This is a genomic window from Pseudomonas sp. BIGb0381 (assembly GCF_024809815.1).
Lineage (GTDB): Bacteria > Pseudomonadota > Gammaproteobacteria > Pseudomonadales > Pseudomonadaceae > Aquipseudomonas.
This window is the reverse complement of sequence record NZ_JANUEN010000013.1, coordinates 11,759-32,214: the sequence shown is the minus strand read 5'-3', so window position 1 is coordinate 32,214 and position 20,456 is coordinate 11,759. Positions and strand designations below refer to the sequence as shown.

Sequence of the window (20,456 nt, the reverse complement as noted above, 5' to 3'; positions counted from 1 at the left end):
TTATCGGTTCACAGCAGCTTACACCGCTGCGCCGTCAACCACTGATCAGCAGATGCCCGCCCAGCAGTGCCATGCCGATAAAAAACACCCGTTTGAACAGCACCGCACTGATGCGCTGGCGCACCACCTGGCCCAGCCACATGCCCAGCAGCGCCGGCACCAGCGCCAGCAACGATGCATTGATTTCGCCACCGCCCAACGTGCCGCGCCAGGCCAAACCGGCGGCCAGCGCCAGGGTCGACACGGTGAACGACAGCCCCAACGCCTGCACCAGTTGATCGCGGTTCAAACCCAGCGCCTGCAGGTACGGCACGGCCGGAATCACAAACACACCGGTGGCCGAGGTGATGATGCCGGTGATCAGCCCGCACAACGGGCCCAGCCAGCGTTCGATTTGGACCTTGACCTTGAACGCGGGCAGGAACAGTCCGCTCAGTGCATACACCAGCAACGCCGCGCCCAGTGCGCGCACCACCCATTGCCCGCCGTCCATCCCCAGCCACAACGTGCCCAGCCCGGTGCCGAGGAAAATCAGCAGCAACATCGGCCATAGCCGCTTGAGCAAAGCACTCAGGTGCCCGCCGAATGCCAATTGCCACAGGTTGGTGACGGTCGAAGGAATGATCAGCAACGCCGCAGCCTGCGCCGGCAGCATAGCCAGGCCGAGCATGCCCATGGCAACGGTGGGAAGGCCCAGGCCGATGACGCCCTTGACCGTACCGGCCAACAGAAAGGTGCCGATCACCAGCAAGGTAAGGGCGGGGCCGAGGTTTTGGTAAAACGCGAGGAAGGTGTTCATGGGCCGAGTGTGCGACTTTTCGATGGACTCTAAAATCCGCCATATACTGAGGCAGCCTCTTGTTTTGCGTGAGGCTGACGATGCCAGTCCAGTCACCCGAGCAACCAGCCATGCACTTTGACCTGATCGACCTGCGCCTCTACCTGCACATCCTCGACACCGGCAATATCACCGCCGGCGCGGCCCGCAGCCATTTATCCCTGGCCGCCGCCAGTGCACGCATCCGGGCGATGGAAGCCTCGTTGGGCATCGAGTTTCTCGACCGAGGGCGTCGAGGCGTCACCCCCACACCGGCGGGAAAGGCCTTGGCCCGTCACGCTCGCCTGTTGTTGCAACAAGCCGATCACCTGCAACAGGACCTCGCGGAATACGCCAACGGCGTCAAAGGCCAGGTGCGCCTGCTGTGCAATACCACCGCACTCAGCGAATACCTGCCGGAACTGCTCGCGGACTTTCTGCGCGAACACCCCAACCTCGATATCGACCTGCAGGAATTGCCCAGCCTGCGCATTACCCAGGCCTTGCGCCAGGGTACGGCGGAGCTGGGGATCATCTCCGACGCCGTGGACACCCACGGCTTGCAGACCCTGCCGTTTCGCGACGACCCACTGGTGCTGATCATGCCGCGCGACCATCCCCTGGCAGGCGGCAAGGTGAGTTTTGTCGACAGCCTGCAATTCGACTTCGTCGGCTTGGGCGCCGCCAGCGCACTCTCGGTGTACCTGGAAGAACAGGCACTGCACGCGGGCTTTCGTGTGCAGACGCGCATCCGCGCCGAGGGTTTTGACGGGCTGATGCGCATGGTCGCCCGCGGCGCCGGCCTGGGCATCGTGCCCCAGGCGGCGTTGGCGCGCTGGCCAGCGCCACACCCCTTCACCGCCCAACCGTTGCAGGAAGAGTGGGCTCGCCGAACGCTGCTGTTATGCGCGCGCTCGTTCGAACACTTGCCGGGTTACGCCAGGGCCTTGTTCGACACCTTGGCCCTACCCTTGCGGAAAAACCCGTAATACACCGCCGACAGGATCAGCAGGAACGGCACGCCAAACACCAGGGTCATCTTGAACGCCTCGGTGAAGTACGTGGTGATCATCACCGCCCCCATCAGTACCAGGCCCAGTAACGTGCTGTAGGGAAACAGGCGCAACTGGAACGACAGCTTCGCGCCGCCATGACGCTTGCGATAGCGCCGGAAGAACAGGTGCGTGAGGAAGATCATGAACCAGGTGAAGATCGCGCCAAACATCGAGATCGCCATCATCAGGGTGAACGAGCTTTGCGGGTACACCACGTTCAACAGCGTCGCCAGGGCGATGCCCGAGCTGGACAACAGCAAGGCATTCAGCGGAATGCCGCTCTTGCTCAGTGCACCCATGGACTTGGGCGCAAAGCCGGCGCGGGACAGGCTGAACATCATGCGCGTGGTGATGTAGAGCTGGCTGTTCATCGCCGACAACGCCGCGATCAGGATCACGAAATTCATCACCCCGGTGGCGCCGGGAATGCCGATGGTCTGCATCACCGTGACGAACGGGCTCTGGGTCTGGCCGGCCTGGTTCCACGGCACGATGGCGAGCATCAGCGCCAGGGTCAGCAGGTAAAACACCACCAGCCGCACGATGGTCGCGCGAAAGGCTTTCTTCACGGCCTGCTCCGGGTCCGCCGCTTCACCGGCAGCCACGGCGATCATCTCGACGCTCAAGTAGCTGAAGATCGACACGATCACCGCTATCCACATGCCGCTCAGGCCATGGGGGAAGAAGCCCTCGTGGGCCGTGTAGTGCTGCACGCCATAGTCCGGGTTGCCGGAGCCGAACACCACGTACACCGCAAGGATGATGAAGCCGACGATGGCGCTGATTTTGATCGTCGAAAACCAGTACTCGAAGTTGCCGAACGTCTTCACGCTGATGGCGTTGAGCAGGATGAGCACACTGGAAAACGACACGATCCACACCCACTCCGGCACGTTGGCGAACCAGTACTTCATGTACATCGCCACCGCCGTGACCTCGGCGCCCACCGCCAGCACAATCGCCGCCCAGTAGGCATAACGCACCAGGAACCCGGCCAGCGGGCTGATGTAGAACTCGGCATAGGCGCCAAAAGAACCCGAGGTGGAGTGGGCCACCGTCATCTCCGCCAGGCAGCCCATCAGCAGCAAGGTGATCAACGCGCCGATCGCGTAGCTCACCAGCACGCTGGGCCCGGCATAGCCAATGGCATAGGCGCTGCCCATGAACAGCCCGGTGCCGATGGCGCCACCGATGGCGATCATGCTCATCTGGCCGGAAGTGAGCTGGCGCCTCAGGCCCAGTTCGCGGTGGGTGATCTCGGCAAAGCCGTTGTCTGGCGTGGTCACGTGGTGTGCCCCTTTATTATTGTGGTTGCACTATCTAACGGTTGTCACAGGTCCCCTGTGGGAGGGGGCTTGCCCCCGATGGCGGTGTATCAACCTGCAAATCCGGCGACTGACACACTGTTATCGGGGCAAGCCCCCTCCCACATTTTGATCTGCGTTATCTTCAGGTGACGCTCTGGCGGACCTTGAATTGCGGCTGGTCCCAAGTGTTGTTATCGAGAATCTCACCGAGGATTTCCACCGCATCCCACACCTCGGTAAAGCTCGTGTACAGCGGCGTAAACCCAAAGCGCATGATGCGCGGCTCGCGGTAATCACCGATCACACCCCGGGCGATCAGGGCCTGGATCACCGCATATCCCTCAGGGTGTTCGAAGCTCACATGGCTGCCACGCCGGGCGTGTTCACGCGGAGTGATCAGCACGAGGTTATGGGCGGCGCAGCGGCTTTCAACCAGCTCGATAAACAGGTCGGTCAACGCCAGGGATTTGCTGCGCAGGCGGGCCATGTCGGTCTGTTCAAAAATCTCCAGGCCGCATTCCACCATCGCCAGCGAAGTGATCGGCTGGGTGCCGCACAGGTAGCGGGCGATGCCGGCGCTCGGCGCGTAGCTGGATTCCATGGCGAACTGCCGGGTATGCCCGAACCAGCCCGACAGCGGCTGGTGCACCAGGTCCACCAGGGTCGGGCTGACCCATACGAACGCCTGGGAGCCCGGGCCGCCATTGAGGTATTTGTAGGTGCAGCCAATCGCATAGTCGGCACCGGCACCGTGCAGGTCGATCGGCACCGCGCCCGCCGAATGCGCCAGGTCCCAGATGCTCAGCGCGCCGCATTCATGGCTCAAGGCAGTGAGCGCCTGCATGTCGTACATGTAGCCGGTCTTGTAGTTGACGTGGGTAAGCATCACCACCGCCACATCCCCGTCGATGGCCTCGGGCAGTTCATCCGGGCTGTTGACCAGGCGCAGGGAATAGCCCTGTTGCAGCAACTCGGCGAGGCCCTGGGCGATGTACAAATCGGTGGGGAAGTTGCTCGCTTCGCTGACGATCACCTTGCGCGCAGGCTCCCGTTGGCGCTGCACGCTCAAGGCGGCACTGAGCACCTTGAACAGGTTGATCGAGGTGGTGTCGGTGATCACCACCTCACCGTCGCGCGCACCAATCAGCGGTGCCAGGCGGTTGCCCAGGCGCTGGGACAAGTCGGCCCAACCGGCGCTGTTCCAACTGCGGATCAAGCCATTGCCCCACTCTTGCACGATGACCGCCTGCGCCCGCTCCAGCGCCGCCACTGGACGCGCGCCGAGGGAGTTGCCGTCCAGGTAGATAACGTCCTGGGGCAAGGCGAACTGGTGACGTAGCGGCGCCAGCGGGTCCTGGGTGTCAAGGGCTTGGCAATGGCTGCGAGGGGTCATGGGCTGTCCTGGTTTTTATAAGTGAGGATGCAGCAAATAATGAACGAAGATTTAGAGAATTTTCGTGCAAAGTGGTGGGTAACAGGCTAATTAAGCTGTAGGAAATTCGACTAACAACCGAAAATACGCGGATTTATTCTAATCATGATTCTCGACGCCACCGACCTTCGCCTCCTGCATTTCCTGCAACAGGATGGCCGTATCAGCAATCAGGAACTGGCGGAAAAAGTCGCGTTGTCGCCCTCTGCCTGCCTGCGCCGTTTACGCCTGCTGGAAAGCGAAGGGATTATCAGCGGCTACCGCGCGGTGTTGAATGCCGAGCAACTGGGGATTGAACTGGAGGCCATCGTCCACCTGTCATTGCGCCAGGATGTGGAGGATTGGCATGAGACGTTTATCAAGAAGGTGCAGGGCTGGCCGGAAGTGGCCAGCGCCTACGTGATCACCGGCGCCAGCAATTATGTACTGCGCGTGCAGGCGCGCAACCTCAAGCACTTTTCGGACTTTATCGTGAACCACCTGAACCGCACGGCGGGGGTGATGGATATCCGCTCGGAGATTGTGTTGCAGAAGATCAAGGATCGGGATGAGGTGCTTGATCTGGTTGTTCGCAAATAGGAGCAGCACCATCGCTCGAATGTGGGAGGGGCGGTGCGACGATTCGACTTGCCCCCTCCCACATTTTTGACCGTGTTGATCAATCCTCCAACGCACGAACCCGCTGCATGCGTTTTTGCTCTACCGGCGCTGCCGCGGCCTGCAACTCAAAGTCAAAATCAATCTGCGCAAACCGCCCTTCCACGCCAAACTCCCGCGCCAGTTGCGGATCGTCGCTGAAGCGAATCTCGGCAATCAACTCATCCCGCGTCGCGTAGGCAAAATCATCATGCAGGTACGGGTCATCCGACAGGTTGATCTGCGTGGTCAGGTGCCGGTACCCCGGCGCCGAGATGAAGAAGTGGATATGCGCCGGCCGCTGGCCGTGACGCCCCAGTTGATCGAGCAACTGCTGGGTCGGCCCGGTCGGCGGGCAGCCATAGCCCGAGGGCACGATGCTGCGAAAGCGGTAGTTGCCCTGGGCGTCGGTCTCGATGCGGCGGCGCAGGTTGAATTCGGATTGCGTCGGGTCGAACCACGAATAGGTGCCACCGGTATTGGCCTGCCACACATCGACAATCGCCCCCGCCAACGGCTTGCCCTCGGTGTCGCGCACTTGCCCGCGCATAAACAGCGGCACCGCCTCGTCCTTGCCATCGTCCAGCCGCGCCTCGTACTTCGACAGCGGCGCGCCGGCCACATACAGCGGGCCTTCGATGGTGCGCGGGGTACCGCCGGATTTGCCGGCTTCCTCATCGGCGGCGTCCATCAGCATGTCCAGGTAATGCTCCAGACCGAGCCCGGCGGCGAGCAGTCCGGCCTCCTGGTTTTTGCCCAATTCATTGAGGTAGTTGACCGCCTTCCAGAACTCTTCCGGGGTCACTTCCAGGTCTTCGATAATGTTTACCGTATCGCGCAGGATCCGGTAGATCAGCGCCTTGGTGCGCGGGTTGCCGCCGTCAGTGAGGTTGCCGCTGGCTTCTTCGAGAAACTGTTGGGCATGGGCAGTCTGGGACAGTCGGATGGACATGGTGCATTCCTCATCTTGTAGTTATCAGGGTGAAAACCGGCCTAGCGGTCGTCCGCATGGATCGACGAAGGGTGCCGGCACAAGGCGTTCACTTCGATGGCCATGTAGGGGTAAAGCGGCAGTTGCATCAGCAGGTCATGCAGTTCTTGCACACTGTCGACGTCGAACACGCTGTAGTTGGCGTAGAGCCCGGCGATGCGCCACAAGTGGCGCCATTTGCCTTGCTCTTGTAAACGTCGAGCCAGGGCTTTTTCGTCGGCCTTGAGGCTGGCGGCGCGCTCGGGGTTCATGTCGACGGGCAGGTTCACGGTCATTTTTACGTGGAACAACATGGCGGCGCCTCTTAGTGTTTGTCACGACGGAAGAACGCCAGACGCTCTTCATCGATGGCCAGGCCCAGGCCCGGCAAATGGGAGACATGCAGCTGGAAGTCGCGGTACAGCGGCGGCTCGGTAAGGATGTCTTCGGTCAGCAACAGCGGGCCGAACAACTCGGTGCCCCACGCCAGTTTGTCCAGCGTAAGGAAGGCATGCGCCGACGCCAGGGTGCCGATCCCCCCTTCCAGCATCGTGCCGCCGTACAGGCCGATACCGGCTGCCTCGGCAATCGCAGCGGTGCGCAATACCGCGCGGGGACCGCCGTTCTTGGCGATCTTCAGGGCGAACACCGAGGCCGCGCCTTCACGGGCCAGGTTGAAGGCATCTTCGACACACTCGATGGATTCGTCAGCCATGATCGGCGCCGGGCTCGACAGGTTGAGCCGGGCCATGCCCCCACGGTTATTGCGCGAGATCGGCTGCTCGATCAGGTCGATGCCGTTGTCGCCAAGCACCTTGCACGCACGCAGGGCCACGGCCTCGTCCCAGGCCTGGTTGACGTCGACGCGCACGCTGGCACGCTCGCCCAGGGCCTTTTTGATCGCGATGACATGGGCCAGGTCATGGCCAACTTCACCGGCACCGATCTTCAACTTGAAGATGCGGTGGCGGCGCAGGTCGAGCATCTTTTCGGCCTCGGCAATGTCCTGGGCGGTATTGCCGCTGGCGAGTGTCCAGGCCACCGGCAACGCATCGCGCACACGCCCACCGAGCAGTTCGCTGACGGGCAGGTTCAGGCGCTTGCCGTGGGCGTCGAGCAAGGCGCTTTCGATACCGGATTTGGCAAAGGTGTTGCCGCGAATGCTGCGCTCCAGGCGCAACATGGCCGCGTTGATATTGCTGGCGTCCTGGCCGATCAGCAGTGGCGCGAAGTGACGGTCGATGTTGACCTTGATGCTGTCGGGGCTCTCGTTACCGTAGCTCAGACCACCGATGGTGGTGGATTCACCGATGCCTTCGATGCCGTCGGCGCAGCGCACGCGGATGATCACCAGGGTCTGGTTTTGCATGGTGTGCATCGCCAGTTTGTGCGGGCGAAGGGTGGGAAGGTCGACGATAATGGTCTCGATCGACTCGATGGCGCAAATCGGCATGGCAATACCCGTTGGGTTCTTTATAGATTTACGTCGATTCTGTGCCGCATCTTTCCTGGCTTCCAATATAGAATTAGTCTCAAGCAATACTCTCAAGGTATGAAAGGAGCCGTTATGGAACTGCGTCATCTGCGCTACTTCCAGGTGTTGGGGCAGACCCTCAACTTCACCCGTGCCGCCGAACGCCTGCACATCGCCCAGCCGCCGTTGAGCCGGCAGATCCAGCAATTGGAAGAGGAATTGGGCGTGATTCTGCTGGAGCGCGGGCGACCGCTGCGGCTGACCGAGGCCGGGCGGTTTTTCTATGAACACGCCAATGTATTGCTCGAGCAGTTGAACAAAGTCTGCGACAACACGCGACGCATCGGCCAGGGCGAGAAGACCTGGCTGGGCATTGGCTTTGCCCCATCGACCTTGTATGGCGTGCTGCCGGAATTGATTCGGCGGCTGCGCAACCATGAGGCGTTGGAGCTGGAACTGGGGTTGTCGGAAATGACCACCTTGCAGCAGGTCGAGGCGCTCAAGGCCGGGCGTATCGATGTGGGTTTCGGGCGCATTCGTATCGACGACCCGGCCATCGTCCAGCGCGTGCTGGTGGAGGATCGGTTGGTCGCCGTGCTGCCCGCCGGCCACCCCTTGTTGGGCGCCCCCGCGACCCTCGCCCAACTGGCCGCCGAGCCGTTTGTGCTCTACCCCGGCAACCCGCGCCCCAGCTATGCCGACCATGTGATCGCGCTGTTCGACGCCCACGGCCTGAGCCTCAAGGTGGCGCAGTGGACCAACGAATTGCAGACCGCCATCGGCCTGGTCGGTGCGGGCATGGGCGTGACGCTGGTGCCGGCATCGGTGCAGGTGCTGCATCGCGCGGATATTGGCTACACGCCGGTTGTAGAAGCGACAGCGACCTCGCCGATCATTCTGAGCCGACGGGTGAATGATCAGTCGCCAGGGCTTAGTCATTGCCTGCAGTTGGTTGAAGAACTGATCTGAAACCCTCCCACATGTTGATCTTCATCAGGTTCAAGTACTGCGCATACGCTTGCGCTGCAACGTCTGGCTGGGGGACTCATCGAACAGTTTTCGATACTCCGCCGAGAACCGCCCCAGGTGGGTAAAGCCCCAGCCCAGGGCGATCTCGGAGATGGTGCGGATTGAACCGTGCTCAAGGATTTCCTGGCGCACTGCATTCAGCCGATGCTTCTTCAGGTAGGCCATGGGCGACAGGGCGAAGTACTTGCGAAACGCATCGAACAGCTTGAACCGCGACACGCCGGCAGCGGCTTCCAGGTCTTCGAGGTGCAGCGCCTCGCGGGCGTTGGCGTGAATGTACTGGCGCGCACGGATCAGGTAATGGGGCAGTTTCACCCCCAGTACGGCGCGCAGTTCTTCCGAGTAGTTGTTCGGCTGGGCGAGGATCAGGCCCTTGATCAGCGAGCTTTCCAGGTCACGGGTAAACGCCGCCTGCTCATACAACTCACTGCTGCCTTCCAGCTCGGCGATGAAATAACGCGCCATGCGCCACCACGACGCCGAAGCGCCCTCCACGGCATCCATCACCGGTTCAAATTGCAGCGGCGCTTCGATAGGCCGTTGCAGCAAGCCTTCCAGCGATTCGCTCATCGCCGCCCGCGTGATCACCACCTGCAACTTGCGGCAGTCACCGGAAATCGCCAGCACCTGGTGCTCGTTGGGCGCGATGATCACGCCCTGATCGCGGTTGGAACCCAGGCACTCACCGTTCTTGCTCAACGCCTGTTCGCCCACCAGCGGCAGGCTCACGCTGTAGCTGCTGAAGTGCTCGGCGTCTTCGATATCGATGGTCACGTCGGTGCCGTATTCGATCACCCCCAGGGTGGTGGCGCGGGACTTGAACACGTTGGCACTGTGATGAAAGCGCAGGCGCTCGGGCGTGGCCGTCGCCAGGCGATGGGGCCCGCAAATGCCGGACATCCAGCTGCGGGCGCCTTCGAGGTCGAAGCGTTGAATATGAATATCGCGTGTCTGGCTACTCATCAGGGTGCACCCACGGCGGTTAGGCTGTTGCGCGCTCTGGCGGCGCGTCGTTGTGGTTCCACAGCAAGTTCTACGCCACGCCGGCCCGATTGCAACCGGGTGGATAGCAACCGCCAACTATGTGGATAAACCGCAGGTGTTGACGCCCCTTGCCTCGCCAGACGGTAGCGCGTCGCGTCACCGCCCCGCACCGCCGTGGGTATTTGCTGCCCAACTTTGCGGCCCACCTTCCCCCATTAAGTGGATAGCCCGCCACCTTGTCGCAGCCTCTTAATGGCTCACCTGTTTAGCCATGATCAAAAGGTGCCTCCCATGAGTGGTGCAAGAAGCGTCGAGCAATGGAAAAGCTTTATCGAAAGCTGCCTGGATTTTCGTCCGGCAGACGCAGTGTTCCGTATCGCCCGCGACATGTTTACCGAGCCCGAGCTGTTCGACCTGGAGATGGAGCTGATCTTCGAGAAGAACTGGATCTACGCCTGCCACGAAAGCGAACTGGCCAATCATCACGACTTCGTGACGATGCGTGCCGGGCGCCAGCCGATGATCATCACCCGCGATGGCGAGGGCCAGCTCAATGCGCTGGTCAACGCCTGCCAGCATCGCGGCACCACCCTCACCCGGGTCGGCAAGGGCAACCAGTCGACCTTCACCTGCCCGTTCCACGCCTGGTGCTACAAGAGCGATGGCCGGCTGGTGAAGGTCAAGGCGCCGGGGGAATATCCGGAAGGTTTCGACAAGGCGACACGCGGCCTGAAAAAGACGCGCATCGACAGCTACAAGGGCTTTGTCTTCATCAGCCTGGATGTGAATGGCCGTGACAGCCTGGAAGACTTCCTCGGCGACGCCAAAGTGTTCTTCGACATGATGGTCGCGCAGTCTGCCACCGGTGAGTTGGAGGTGCTGCCGGGCAAGTCTGCCTACACCTACGACGGCAACTGGAAACTGCAAAACGAAAACGGCCTGGACGGGTATCACGTCAGCACCGTGCACTACAACTACGTGGCCACGGTGCAGCATCGCCAGCAGGTGAATACCGAGAACGGCACCGGGTCCGCCAGCACCCTGGACTACAGCAAGCTCGGCGCCGGCGACGCCAACACCGATGACGGTTGGTTCGCCTTCAACAATGGCCACAGCGTGTTGTTCAGCGACATGCCCAACCCCAGCGTGCGTTCCGGCTACGCCACCATCATGCCGCGCCTGGTGAAAGAGCACGGCCAGCAGAAGGCCGAGTGGATGATGCACCGCCTGCGCAACCTGAATATCTACCCGAGCCTGTTCTTCCTCGACCAGATCAGCTCGCAGTTGCGCATCATCCGCCCGGTGGCGTGGAACAAGACCGAGATCATCAGCCAGTGCCTGGGGGTGAAAGGCGAATCCGACGCCGACCGTGAAAACCGTATCCGCCAGTTCGAGGACTTCTTCAACGTCTCGGGCATGGGCACGCCGGACGACCTCGTGGAGTTTCGCGAAGCCCAGCGTGGTTTCCAGGGCCGCCTGGAACGCTGGAGCGATATCTCACGCGGCAGCCATCGCTGGGAAACCGGGCCGACGCCGAACAGCGAGGCCATCGGCATCCAACCGGCCATGACCGGCACCGAGTTCACCCATGAAGGCCTGTACGTCAACCAGCACCGCAACTGGCAGCACTTTCTGCTCAACGGCCTGGATCAACAAGCGCTGAAACTGCGGGAGGTGAAATGATGAATGCGCCATTGCAGTACCGGATCGAGCAGTTTTTCTACCGTAAATCCGAGCTGTGCGACGCCCAGGACTGGGACGCCTATGTGCAGTTGTTCGACCCGCAGAGCGAATTTCACCTGCCGCAATGGGACTCGGAGCACGTCTACACCCGCGACCCCAAGCGTGAGATGTCACTGATCTATTACGCCAACCGTTCGGGCCTGGAAGACCGCGTGTTCCGCCTGCGCACCGGCAAAGCGGCGTCTGCCACACCGATGCCGCGCACCTTGCACCTGATCAACAACGTGCGCATCGCCGAGCAGGCGGATGGCACGTTGGAGGTCCGGTTGAACTGGCACACGCTGTTCTATCGGCTGGCCACGTCGGAGCAGTTCTACGGGCATGCCACCTATCGCCTCAAGCCCCATGGCGACAGCTGGCTGATCACCCGCAAGCATGCGCTGCTGCTTAACGACACCATCAATTCGGTGCTGGATTTCTATCACCTATGAACACGCCTTTGTGGCGAGCGGACTTGCCACAGGTTGTGCGCACGTCATCAATATGCGGAGCCCCTACATGAATCACAAAGTGGCCTTCAGTTTTGCCGACGGCAAGACGCTGTTTTTCCCGGTGGGCGCGAATGAAATCCTGTTGGATGCGGCACTGCGCAATGGCATCAAGATCCCCCTGGATTGCCGCGAAGGCGTGTGCGGCACCTGCCAGGGCCGGTGCGAGTCGGGGGATTACACCCAGGACTATGTGGACGAGGAAGCCCTCTCCAGCCTCGACCTGCAACAGCGCAAGATGCTCAGTTGCCAGACCCGAGTGAAGTCCGACGCGGCGTTCTACTTCGACTTTGATTCAAGCCTGTGCAATGCGTCGGGGCCGGTGCAGGTGCGCGGCACGGTGAGCGAGGTGCAGCAGGTGTCGGCCAGTACGGCGATCTTGACGGTGCGGTTGGACGCGTCGCTGGATTTTCTACCGGGCCAATATGCGCGCATCTCGGTGCCCGGCACGGACGGTTGGCGCTCCTACTCTTTCGCCAACCTGCCGGGCAATCAGCTGCAGTTCCTGATCCGCCTGCTGCCGGATGGGGTGATGAGCAACTACCTGCGTGACCGTTGCCACGTCGGCGATGCGTTGCTGATCGAGGCGCCTCTGGGTGCGTTCTACCTGCGTCATGTCAGCAAACCGTTGGTGCTGGTGGCCGGCGGCACCGGATTGTCAGCCTTGCTCGGCATGCTCGATGAACTGGCCGCCACGGGCTGCGAGCAGCCGGTGCACCTGTATTACGGCGTGCGCGGGGCTGAGGATTTATGCGAAGCGCAGCGTATCGATCAATACGCCTCGAAAATCCCCGGTTTTCGCTACACCGAAGTGCTGAGCGCACCGTCGCCCGAGTGGCCCGGCAAGCGCGGCTACCTCACCGACCATTTCGACCTGGCCGAATTGCGCGACGGATTGGCGGATATGTACGTGTGCGGCCCCCCTCCGATGGTCGAATCCATCCAACAATGGCTGGCGGATCAGGCACTTGATGGCGTTCAGCTGTATTACGAAAAGTTTACGCAGAGTAATATCTGACGCCTCAGCACTTCTGAGGGGTTCTACCCCGAGAAAAACAAGTAGAAGGGAACGTTAATGGCGGATGACATGGTTAACCCGGTAGGCCTCAAGCGTGGCCTGAAGAACCGGCATATTCAGTTGATCGCCTTGGGCGGGGCGATTGGCACGGGGCTGTTCCTCGGTTCGGCCGGGGTACTCAAGTCGGCAGGGCCGTCGATGATCCTGGGCTACGCGATTGCCGGTTTCATCGCGTTCCTGATCATGCGCCAGCTCGGCGAGATGATCGTCGAAGAACCGGTGGCCGGCTCGTTCAGCCACTTCGCCCACAAATACTGGGGCGGTTACGCGGGCTTCCTGGCCGGCTGGAACTACTGGGTACTGTACGTGCTGGTGGGCATGGCCGAGCTGACCGCCGTGGGCAAGTACATCCAGTTCTGGTGGCCGGAGATCCCGACCTGGGTCAGTGCACTGGTGTTCTTTGTCGCGGTGAACCTGATCAACACCCTGAATGTTAAATTCTTTGGTGAGACCGAGTTCTGGTTTGCGATCATCAAGGTGGTGGCGATTGTCGGCATGATCGTGCTCGGCTGCTACCTGCTGTTCAGCGGCACCGGCGGCCCGCAAGCGTCCATCAGCAACCTGTGGAGCCACGGAGGGTTCTTCCCGAATGGCGGCATGGGGCTGTTGATGTCCATGGCCTTCATCATGTTCTCGTTCGGCGGCCTGGAGCTGGTGGGTATCACCGCTGCCGAGGCCAGCGAGCCACGCAAGGTGATCCCGAAAGCGATCAACCAGGTGGTGTACCGGATCCTGATTTTCTACGTCGGCGCATTGACCGTGCTGCTGTCGCTGTACCCATGGGATCAACTCCTGCAAACCCTCGGCGCGTCGGGCGATGCCTACAGCGGCAGCCCGTTTGTGCAGATCTTCTCGCTGATCGGCAACGACACCGCCGCCCACATCCTCAACTTCGTGGTGCTGACCGCGGCGCTGTCGGTGTACAACAGCGGCGTGTACTGCAACAGCCGCATGCTGTTCGGCCTGGCCGAGCAAGGTGATGCGCCAAAAGCGCTGATGAAGCTCAACAAGCAAGGCGTACCACTGCGGGCCCTGGCGATCTCGGCGTTGGTGACGATGCTGTGCGTGGTGGTCAATTACGTGGCACCGCAAAGTGCCCTGGAGCTGCTGTTCGCGCTGGTGGTTGCTTCGCTGATGATCAACTGGGCGCTGATCAGCATCACCCACATCAAGTTCCGCAAAGCCATGGGTGAGCAAGGTGTGACGCCGTCGTTCAAGACCTTCTGGTTCCCGTTCAGCAACTACCTGTGCCTGGCGTTCATGCTTATGATCATCAGCGTGATGCTGGCGATCCCGGGCATTCGCGAGTCGGTGTATGCGATGCCGGTTTGGGTGGGGATTATCTATGTGGCCTACCGGTTGCGAGTGAGTAAGACGAAAGCGGTCGCCGCTGCGCAGTAATATCCATGTGGGAGGGGGCTTGCCCCCGATAGCAGTGTGTCAGTCACTTATGTGTCCACTGACCCTCCGCCATCGGGGGGCAAGTCCCCTCCCACATTTGATTGCGTTTACAGCGTGGAGCGCACTCGCCACAGCTCGGGGAACAGCACGGTGTCGAGCATCTTGCGCAGGTAACCCACGCCCTCGGTGCCGCCGGTGCCGGGTTGGAAGCCGATAATCCGCTCCACCGTGGTCACATGCCGGAAGCGCCATTGGCGGAACGAATCTTCCAGGTCGATAAACTTCTCGGCCAACTGGTACAAGTCCCAATACCGGCTCGGGTCGCGATACACCTCGCGCCACGCCGCCTCCACCGACTCATCGTGAACGGTCGCCGCCGTCGGGTCGCGCTCGGCGCGCTTGGGGTCAATCGCCAGGCCCGCCTTGGCCATCAGGTTCACCGCTTCGTCATACAGCGACGGCGTGGCAATCGCTACCTGCAACGCCTGCAACAATTCAGGCCGATGGGCATGGGGCCGCAGCAGCGCCGCACTCTTGTTGCCGAGGATAAATTCGATCTCGCGGTACTGGAACGACTGGAACCCGGACGACTGCCCCAGGAACGGGCGAATCGCCTTGTATTCCGACGGCGTCATGGTCGCCAGCACGGCCCAGGCGTGCACCAGTTGATCGAAGATCCGCGAGACCCGCGCCAGCATCTTGAACGCCGGCGGCAATTCGCCCAGGCGCACGTGTTCGCGGGCGGCCTTGAGTTCGTGGAGCATCAGTTTCATCCACAGCTCGGAGGTCTGGTGCTGGATGATGAAGAGCATTTCGTTGTGGTCCGGCGACAGCGGATGCTGGGCGCTGAGGACTTTGCCCAAGTCCAGGTAGTCGCCATAGCTCATGGACTCGGAAAAATTCAGTTCGGCGTTATGCCATTCTTCCGGTGGCTGGTAGTCGGCAGAGAAAGGACATTGGCTCATGGCGAGGGCTCCTTGAGCGGGCGGAGAATGGCACGGACCGGGCTGGCGTCCAGGTTGGCGAAACGCAGCGGCAGGGCGATCAGTTCGTAGTCGCCCTCCGGTACGTCGTCGAGCACGATGCCTTCGAGAATCGCCATGCCATGCCGCGCCACGGCGTTGTGGGCATCCATGGTCTTGGACTGTTGCGGGTCCAGGGAGGGCGTGTCGATACCGATCAGGCGCACCCCCAGGCTGGCCAGCCGTTCGATGGTCTGCGGGGCGATGGCGGTGAAGTTCGAATCCCATTCGGTCAGCGGTGCTTGTGGATAAGTACGCAACAGCACGCGCTCGGGCAAGTTATCCACACGCCCTTCCAACTGATGCGGCTGTACCAGCGCGCCGCTGTCCAGGCAATGCAGCACCCGGCACGGGCCCATGTACACGTCCAGCGACACCTCGCCAATCGGTGCACCGTCCGCGCTGTAATGCAGCGGCGCATCCACATGGGCGCCGGTGTGCGGCGACAAGGTAATGCGCCCGACATTCACCGGGCACTCCGGGCCGAACTGCCACACACGCTCTTCCTGGAACGGCGTATCGCCCGGCCAGGTCGGGGTCGCCGTGCTCAAGGGCGGGCTGATGTCCCACCACGTTTTTATTGGGTTCATTTAAAGGCTCTCGGCGGTTACTGGGGTGAATGATACGAGGGCCAGACGTGAATTTTCTTGCGAATTCCTGCGTAAAGCGTGAAATCTTTCGCACTTACTGCGAGGAAATGGCCTATTTACGCTCAGAAGTATTGCCTGGCCACAGTGGAGCTCCCACCAAGGATTAATGTGGGAGGGGGCTTGCCCCCGATAGCAGTGTGTCAGTCACTTATGTGTCCACTGACCCTCCGCCATCGGGGGCAAGCCCCCTCCCACATTGACTGCGCACGGCCAGAGGAGTCGCATTCACCTGCGCTTCTGGGCATCCCGATGTCGAGTTCAGACCACTGGCGCAACGCCCAAGGCCTTAGGGTGCATCTTTCCATTCCCTGCCTCGGAGTCATCATGTCCAAGCCCATCACCGTATTGCGCGACACCCATCCCCTGCCGGTCCTGGATGCCTGCAAATGGGAAAAGCTCGAAGGCGACCCGCACACCGTCAACCTCAACGCCTACACCAGCGAAGACGGCAGCAAGATCATGGGCACCTGGATCTGCACCCCGGGCAAGTGGTACGTGGAATACGTGAAGTGGGAATACTGCCACTTCCAGGAAGGCTACTGCGTGATCACCCCTGAGGGGATGGAGCCGATCCATCTGCGCGCTGGGGATATTTTCGTGGTGGAACCGGGGATGAAGGGGACATGGGAAGTGGTTGAGACGGTGCGTAAGTATTTTGTGTTTGCTTGAGTCGCTTCCAAAGCGGGCAATTTGACGTTGTTGTGGCGAGCGGGGCCAGCCCGATCGCCACAGTAAGCCTCCATTACAAGGTTATTTGGGTTTGCGATAGCTGTTGATAATCGCCGAGAAGTCCTTGCCCCCTTCCCCACGCTGACTCATCGATTGGTATAACTGCTGGGCCACGGCACCGAGGATCACCGGTTGCTTGGCCTGGCGAGCGGCCTCGGTGGCCAGGCCCAGGTCCTTGAGCATCAAATCGGCGCCGAACCCACCGGTATAACCACGGGACGACGGCGCGGTTTCGATCACGCCCGGCCAGGGGTTGTAGGTGTCGGAACTCCAGCAGCGCCCGGTGGAGCTGTTGATAATGCCGGCCAGCACCTGGGTGTCGATGCCCAGCGCGTCCCCCAAGGCCATGGCTTCGCTGACGCCGACCATGCTGATGCCCAACAGCAGGTTGTTGCAGATCTTGGCGATTTGCCCGGTGCCCACATCGCCGCAATGCACGATGTTGCGGCCCATCTGCGCCAGCACCGGTTGCAGGGTGGCGAACAGTTCCGGGGTGGCGCCGACCATGAAGGTCAGGGTGCCCGCCTGGGCGCCGCCCGTGCCGCCGGAGACCGGTGCATCGGCCATCACCACGCCTTGCTTGGCGGCAGCAGCGGCGACATCGCGCGCGGTCTGCGGGTCGATGGTGCTGCAGTCCACTGCGGGCACGCCGTTGCCGATCCCGGCCAATACACCGTCTTCATTCAGCCAGACACTGCGCACATGGGCGGCGGCCGGCAGCATGGTAATCACCAGCTCGGCGCCTTGGGCAGCGTCACGCGGCGAGTCGCTGATGCGGCCGCCCAGTTCGGCGAGTTCCTTGAGCACCGTCTGGTTCAGGTCGAACAGGTTCAGCGCATGGCCGGCCTTGATCAGGTTGCGGGCCATGGGCGCGCCCATGTTGCCCAAGCCGATAAATGCAATCTTCATGGTCGTCTCCCGAATCAGCGCAGGTTGATGGTGGTGTTGACGCCATCGTTGACCGTGTCGTCGTCGAACCAGCGGCTGGTGACGGTTTTGGTCTGGGTGTAGAACTGCACCACTTGCTTGCCGTACGGGCCGAGGTCGCCGAGCTTGGAGCCACGGGAACCGGTGAAGCTGAAGAACGGCACCGGCACCGGGATCGGGATGTTGATGCCGACCTGGCCCACATCGATTTCGCTCTGGAATTTACGCGCCGCCGCCCCGCTCTGGGTGAACAGGCCGGTGCCGTTGCCGAAGGGGTTGGCGTTGACCAGCGCAATGGCCTGGTCGAGGGTGTCGACTTCCAGCACCACCAGCACCGGGCCGAAGATTTCCTGGGTGTAGATCTGCATATCGGTTGTCACACCCGAGAACAGGGTCGGGCCGACGAAGTTGCCTTGCTCGAAGCCCGGCACCCGGATGTCGCGGCCATCCAGCTCAAGCTTGGCGCCTTCTTTCACGCCGCTTTCGATCAGCTCCAGGATGCGGGCCTTGGCGCGCTTGGAGATCACCGGGCCGACATCCGTGCCCGCTTCGCTGCCGGCGTTGACCTTGAGCTTTTGCGCCAGCGCTTTCAGATCCGGCAGCCATTGCTTGGCTGCGCCCACCAGCACCACCACCGAGGTGGCCATGCAACGCTGGCCCGCCGCGCCGAAACCGGCACCGACCAGGGCATTGAGGGTGTGTTCGCGGTTCGCATCCGGCAGCACCACGGCGTGGTTCTTGGCGCCCATCATCGACTGCACGCGCTTGCCGTGCTTGCCCGCCAAGTCGTAGACGTGAGTACCGACAGCGGTCGAGCCGACGAAGGACACGGCCTTGATGTCTTTATGGGTGCACAGCGCATCCACCACATCCTTGCCGCCGTGCACCACGTTGAGCACACCCGCCGGTACGCCCGCTTCCAGCGCCAGCTCCACCAGCAGCAGGGTCGACAGCGGGTCTTGTTCGGACGGCTTGAGGACGAAGGTGTTACCGCAGGCGATGGCCATCGGGAACATCCACAGCGGAATCATCGCCGGGAAGTTGAACGGGGTAATGCCGGCACACACGCCGATGGGTTGGCGCAGGGTGTAGGTATCAACACCACCGGCGACGTTCTCGGCGAACTCGCCCATTTGCAGGGTGCCGATGGAACAGGCGTGCTCCACCACTTCCAGGCCACGGAAAATATCGCCCTCGGCATCGGCAATGGTCTTGCCCTGCTCGGCGCTGAGGACCACCGCGATGCGCTTGGAGTGCTCACGGATCAAGGCTTGCAGCTTGAGCATGATGCGCATGCGCGCGCCGATGGGCGTCAGCTTCCAGGTCTGGAAGGCTTGATGGGCGGCGTCGATGGCAGCATTGACTTCATCGGCCGTGGCGAACGGGACTTTGGCCAGCACTTGCTGGGTAGCGGGGTTGACGATGTCTTGCCAATGGGTGGTCTTGGACTCGACCCACTCACCATTGATCAGCAACTTGACCTGTTGCACAGAAATATCGGCAGATGCGTTCATGTGGTCTCCAACTCTTATATTTATGCAGAGACAAGGCGCGTAAACCGCCTTGAGAAATGAGGCGTTCGGACTGTTTTTGGAGTATAGATGTGCAAATCTCTAATAAGAACGCACATAAAAGCCGGTCCAATATGCAAAAAAACATCACATCGCTGGGTTCCCTGAACTGGGATGACCTGAAGTTTTTCCTGGAAGTGGCCCGCACCCGCAAGGCCAGCGTCGCGGCCAAGCGCCTGGCGGTGGACTACACCACCGTGTCGCGGCGCATCAGCTCATTGGAAGTGTCCCTCGGTACCCTCCTGTTCGAAAAGTCCCGGACCAACGGCTTCGTCCTCACCCCCGAAGGCCAGCGTTTGCTGGGGTATGCCGAGTCCATTGAAAGCACCCTGCACATGGCCTGCGAGCAGGTGTCCGGCTCCGGCGTGGCGCTGTCCGGCCATGTGCGCATGGGCTGCACCGAAGGCTTCGGCAGCTTCTTCGTCACCCCGCAGTTGAGCCACTTCGTCGACACCTACCCGGCCATCTCGGTCGACATCCTGCCGCTGCCCCACTTCATCAGCCTGTCCAAGCGCGAAGCCGACATCGTCATCGCCCTGGAACGCCCGGAACACGGGCCCTACGTGTGCTGCAAACTGTGCGACTACAAACTGCAGCTGTACGCGACCCAGGAATACCTCGACCAACACCCGCCCATCCAGCGCCCGGCCGATTTGGCCGAGCATCCGTTTATCAGCTATGTGGATGATTTGGCCTTCAGTTCGGAGCTGCTGTACCTGGCGAATGTAGTGCCCGGCGCCAGCGCCAGCCTGCGCAGTACCAGCGTGATTGCGCAATACGTGGCGGCGCAGCAAGGGCGGTCGATGGCGATCTTGCCGTGCTTTCTGGCGGCGCAGGATCCACGGTTGCTGCCGGTGCTGGGGGAGCAGATTTCAATCACTCGTCAGTTTTGGATGTATTGCCGTGAGGATCTGAGGAAGTTGAAGCGGATTACGTTGCTGTGGGATTACATCCGCGAGGTGACGGAGCAGAACCAGGGGTTGTTGATGGGGGAGACAAGGGAGATTCGGTTTGCGGATTAAAGGGCTGGGCTGCGCGGTGTCTCTGAGAGATGGGCAAGGCCGTGGTGGGTGACTTGACGCAGGCGATGACGCCGGGCAGTTAAGCGAACATCGTTCAAATGTGGGAGGGGGCTTGCCCCCT

20 protein-coding genes are annotated in these 20,456 nt (G+C 61.4%); 9 read left to right on the top strand and 11 right to left on the bottom strand.

All coding sequences use genetic code 11. The features are described from left to right. Positions 1 to 34: 34 nt before the first annotated feature. Positions 35 to 799 carry a sulfite exporter TauE/SafE family protein gene (locus M2397_RS26780; protein ID WP_167656690.1) on the bottom strand — a complete coding sequence of 255 codons (765 nt, stop codon included), beginning with the start codon at positions 797 to 799 and terminating at the stop codon, positions 35 to 37. A gap of 110 nt (positions 800 to 909) precedes the next feature. Between M2397_RS26780 and M2397_RS26775 the strand changes: the two genes are divergently transcribed. After that, positions 910 to 1,806 (top strand): LysR substrate-binding domain-containing protein, encoded by an 897-nt coding sequence (locus tag M2397_RS26775; protein ID WP_259244792.1) that lies wholly within the window; start codon positions 910 to 912, stop codon positions 1,804 to 1,806. Here the strand turns inward: M2397_RS26775 and M2397_RS26770 are convergent. After that, positions 1,752 to 3,158, bottom strand: coding sequence for an amino acid permease (locus M2397_RS26770; RefSeq protein WP_259244765.1), 1,407 nt, complete (start codon positions 3,156 to 3,158; stop codon positions 1,752 to 1,754). The genes M2397_RS26775 and M2397_RS26770 overlap by 55 nt on opposite strands. Positions 3,159 to 3,321: 163 nt before the next feature. After that, positions 3,322 to 4,572: a kynureninase gene (gene kynU, locus M2397_RS26765; protein ID WP_259244764.1), complete on the bottom strand. Its 1,251-nt coding sequence runs from the start codon at positions 4,570 to 4,572 to the stop codon at positions 3,322 to 3,324. 144 nt (positions 4,573 to 4,716) lie between these two features. On the opposite strand from kynU, the gene M2397_RS26760 reads away from it, so the two are divergent. Beyond that, positions 4,717 to 5,190 carry an Lrp/AsnC family transcriptional regulator gene (locus M2397_RS26760; RefSeq protein WP_003176072.1) on the top strand — a complete coding sequence of 158 codons (474 nt, stop codon included), beginning with the start codon at positions 4,717 to 4,719 and terminating at the stop codon, positions 5,188 to 5,190. 79 nt (positions 5,191 to 5,269) lie between these two features. Here the strand turns inward: M2397_RS26760 and catA are convergent, their stop codons facing one another. Genes catA through M2397_RS26745 form a run of 3 tightly spaced genes read right to left on the bottom strand, consistent with a single transcriptional unit; the run spans position 5,270 to position 7,670 of the window. Then, on the bottom strand, positions 5,270 to 6,199 hold the full coding sequence (catA, locus tag M2397_RS26755; protein ID WP_167656693.1) for a catechol 1,2-dioxygenase: 930 nt from the start codon (positions 6,197 to 6,199) through the stop codon (positions 5,270 to 5,272). A gap of 41 nt (positions 6,200 to 6,240) precedes the next feature. Beyond that, positions 6,241 to 6,531 carry a muconolactone Delta-isomerase gene (catC, locus tag M2397_RS26750; RefSeq protein ID WP_131700233.1) on the bottom strand — a complete coding sequence of 97 codons (291 nt, stop codon included), beginning with the start codon at positions 6,529 to 6,531 and terminating at the stop codon, positions 6,241 to 6,243. Between the two features lie 11 nt (positions 6,532 to 6,542). Continuing rightward, entirely contained in the window at positions 6,543 to 7,670 is a 1,128-nt protein-coding gene (locus M2397_RS26745) for a muconate cycloisomerase family protein (RefSeq protein WP_259244763.1), read from the bottom strand. A 114-nt stretch (positions 7,671 to 7,784) separates the two neighbouring features. On the opposite strand from M2397_RS26745, the gene M2397_RS26740 reads away from it, so the two are divergent. Beyond that, a complete protein-coding gene (locus M2397_RS26740) occupies positions 7,785 to 8,660 on the top strand; it encodes a LysR family transcriptional regulator (protein ID WP_131700231.1) in 876 nt (291 codons plus the stop codon). Between the two features lie 30 nt (positions 8,661 to 8,690). Here the strand turns inward: M2397_RS26740 and M2397_RS26735 are convergent, their stop codons facing one another. Beyond that, positions 8,691 to 9,683: a helix-turn-helix domain-containing protein gene (locus tag M2397_RS26735; protein WP_259244762.1), complete on the bottom strand. Its 993-nt coding sequence runs from the start codon at positions 9,681 to 9,683 to the stop codon at positions 8,691 to 8,693. Positions 9,684 to 9,995: 312 nt separating this feature from the next. Here M2397_RS26735 and antA point away from each other — a divergent pair, with 312 nt between their 5' ends. The 4 genes from antA to M2397_RS26715 all read left to right on the top strand — a co-directional run bounded on the left by antA (position 9,996) and on the right by M2397_RS26715 (position 14,414). Further along, the gene (antA, locus tag M2397_RS26730; protein WP_259244761.1) at positions 9,996 to 11,387 is read left to right on the top strand and encodes an anthranilate 1,2-dioxygenase large subunit; all 1,392 of its coding nucleotides are present in this window, start codon (positions 9,996 to 9,998) and stop codon (positions 11,385 to 11,387) included. Next, positions 11,387 to 11,878: an anthranilate 1,2-dioxygenase small subunit gene (gene antB, locus M2397_RS26725; RefSeq protein WP_053131958.1), complete on the top strand. Its 492-nt coding sequence runs from the start codon at positions 11,387 to 11,389 to the stop codon at positions 11,876 to 11,878. Before antA ends, antB begins: the two co-directional genes overlap by 1 nt. A gap of 67 nt (positions 11,879 to 11,945) precedes the next feature. Beyond that, a complete protein-coding gene (gene antC, locus M2397_RS26720; RefSeq protein ID WP_131700228.1) occupies positions 11,946 to 12,953 on the top strand; it encodes an anthranilate 1,2-dioxygenase electron transfer component AntC in 1,008 nt (335 codons plus the stop codon). 57 nt (positions 12,954 to 13,010) lie between these two features. Beyond that, complete coding sequence (locus M2397_RS26715) at positions 13,011 to 14,414, top strand: amino acid permease (protein ID WP_131700227.1); 1,404 nt, start codon at positions 13,011 to 13,013, stop codon at positions 14,412 to 14,414. 107 nt (positions 14,415 to 14,521) lie between these two features. On the opposite strand, the gene kynA is transcribed toward M2397_RS26715, so the two are convergent. Both kynA and kynB read right to left on the bottom strand, forming a co-directional pair. After that, positions 14,522 to 15,379 carry a tryptophan 2,3-dioxygenase gene (gene kynA / locus M2397_RS26710; protein ID WP_131700226.1) on the bottom strand — a complete coding sequence of 286 codons (858 nt, stop codon included), beginning with the start codon at positions 15,377 to 15,379 and terminating at the stop codon, positions 14,522 to 14,524. Further along, positions 15,376 to 16,026 (bottom strand): arylformamidase, encoded by a 651-nt coding sequence (gene kynB, locus M2397_RS26705; protein ID WP_259244759.1) that lies wholly within the window; start codon positions 16,024 to 16,026, stop codon positions 15,376 to 15,378. Before kynB ends, kynA begins: the two co-directional genes overlap by 4 nt. A gap of 384 nt (positions 16,027 to 16,410) precedes the next feature. On the opposite strand from kynB, the gene M2397_RS26700 reads away from it, so the two are divergent. Then, on the top strand, positions 16,411 to 16,755 hold the full coding sequence (locus M2397_RS26700; protein ID WP_003230905.1) for a cupin domain-containing protein: 345 nt from the start codon (positions 16,411 to 16,413) through the stop codon (positions 16,753 to 16,755). An 81-nt stretch (positions 16,756 to 16,836) separates the two neighbouring features. On the opposite strand, the gene mmsB is transcribed toward M2397_RS26700, so the two are convergent. Together mmsB and M2397_RS26690 are read right to left on the bottom strand one after the other, a co-directional pair. Then, positions 16,837 to 17,724 carry a 3-hydroxyisobutyrate dehydrogenase gene (gene mmsB / locus M2397_RS26695; RefSeq protein WP_131700224.1) on the bottom strand — a complete coding sequence of 296 codons (888 nt, stop codon included), beginning with the start codon at positions 17,722 to 17,724 and terminating at the stop codon, positions 16,837 to 16,839. A gap of 14 nt (positions 17,725 to 17,738) precedes the next feature. Then, positions 17,739 to 19,256: a CoA-acylating methylmalonate-semialdehyde dehydrogenase gene (locus tag M2397_RS26690; protein ID WP_259244758.1), complete on the bottom strand. Its 1,518-nt coding sequence runs from the start codon at positions 19,254 to 19,256 to the stop codon at positions 17,739 to 17,741. A 131-nt stretch (positions 19,257 to 19,387) separates the two neighbouring features. On the opposite strand from M2397_RS26690, the gene M2397_RS26685 reads away from it, so the two are divergent. Beyond that, positions 19,388 to 20,335, top strand: coding sequence for a LysR family transcriptional regulator (locus tag M2397_RS26685; protein WP_053134031.1), 948 nt, complete (start codon positions 19,388 to 19,390; stop codon positions 20,333 to 20,335). The last annotated feature ends 121 nt before the right edge of the window (positions 20,336 to 20,456 follow it).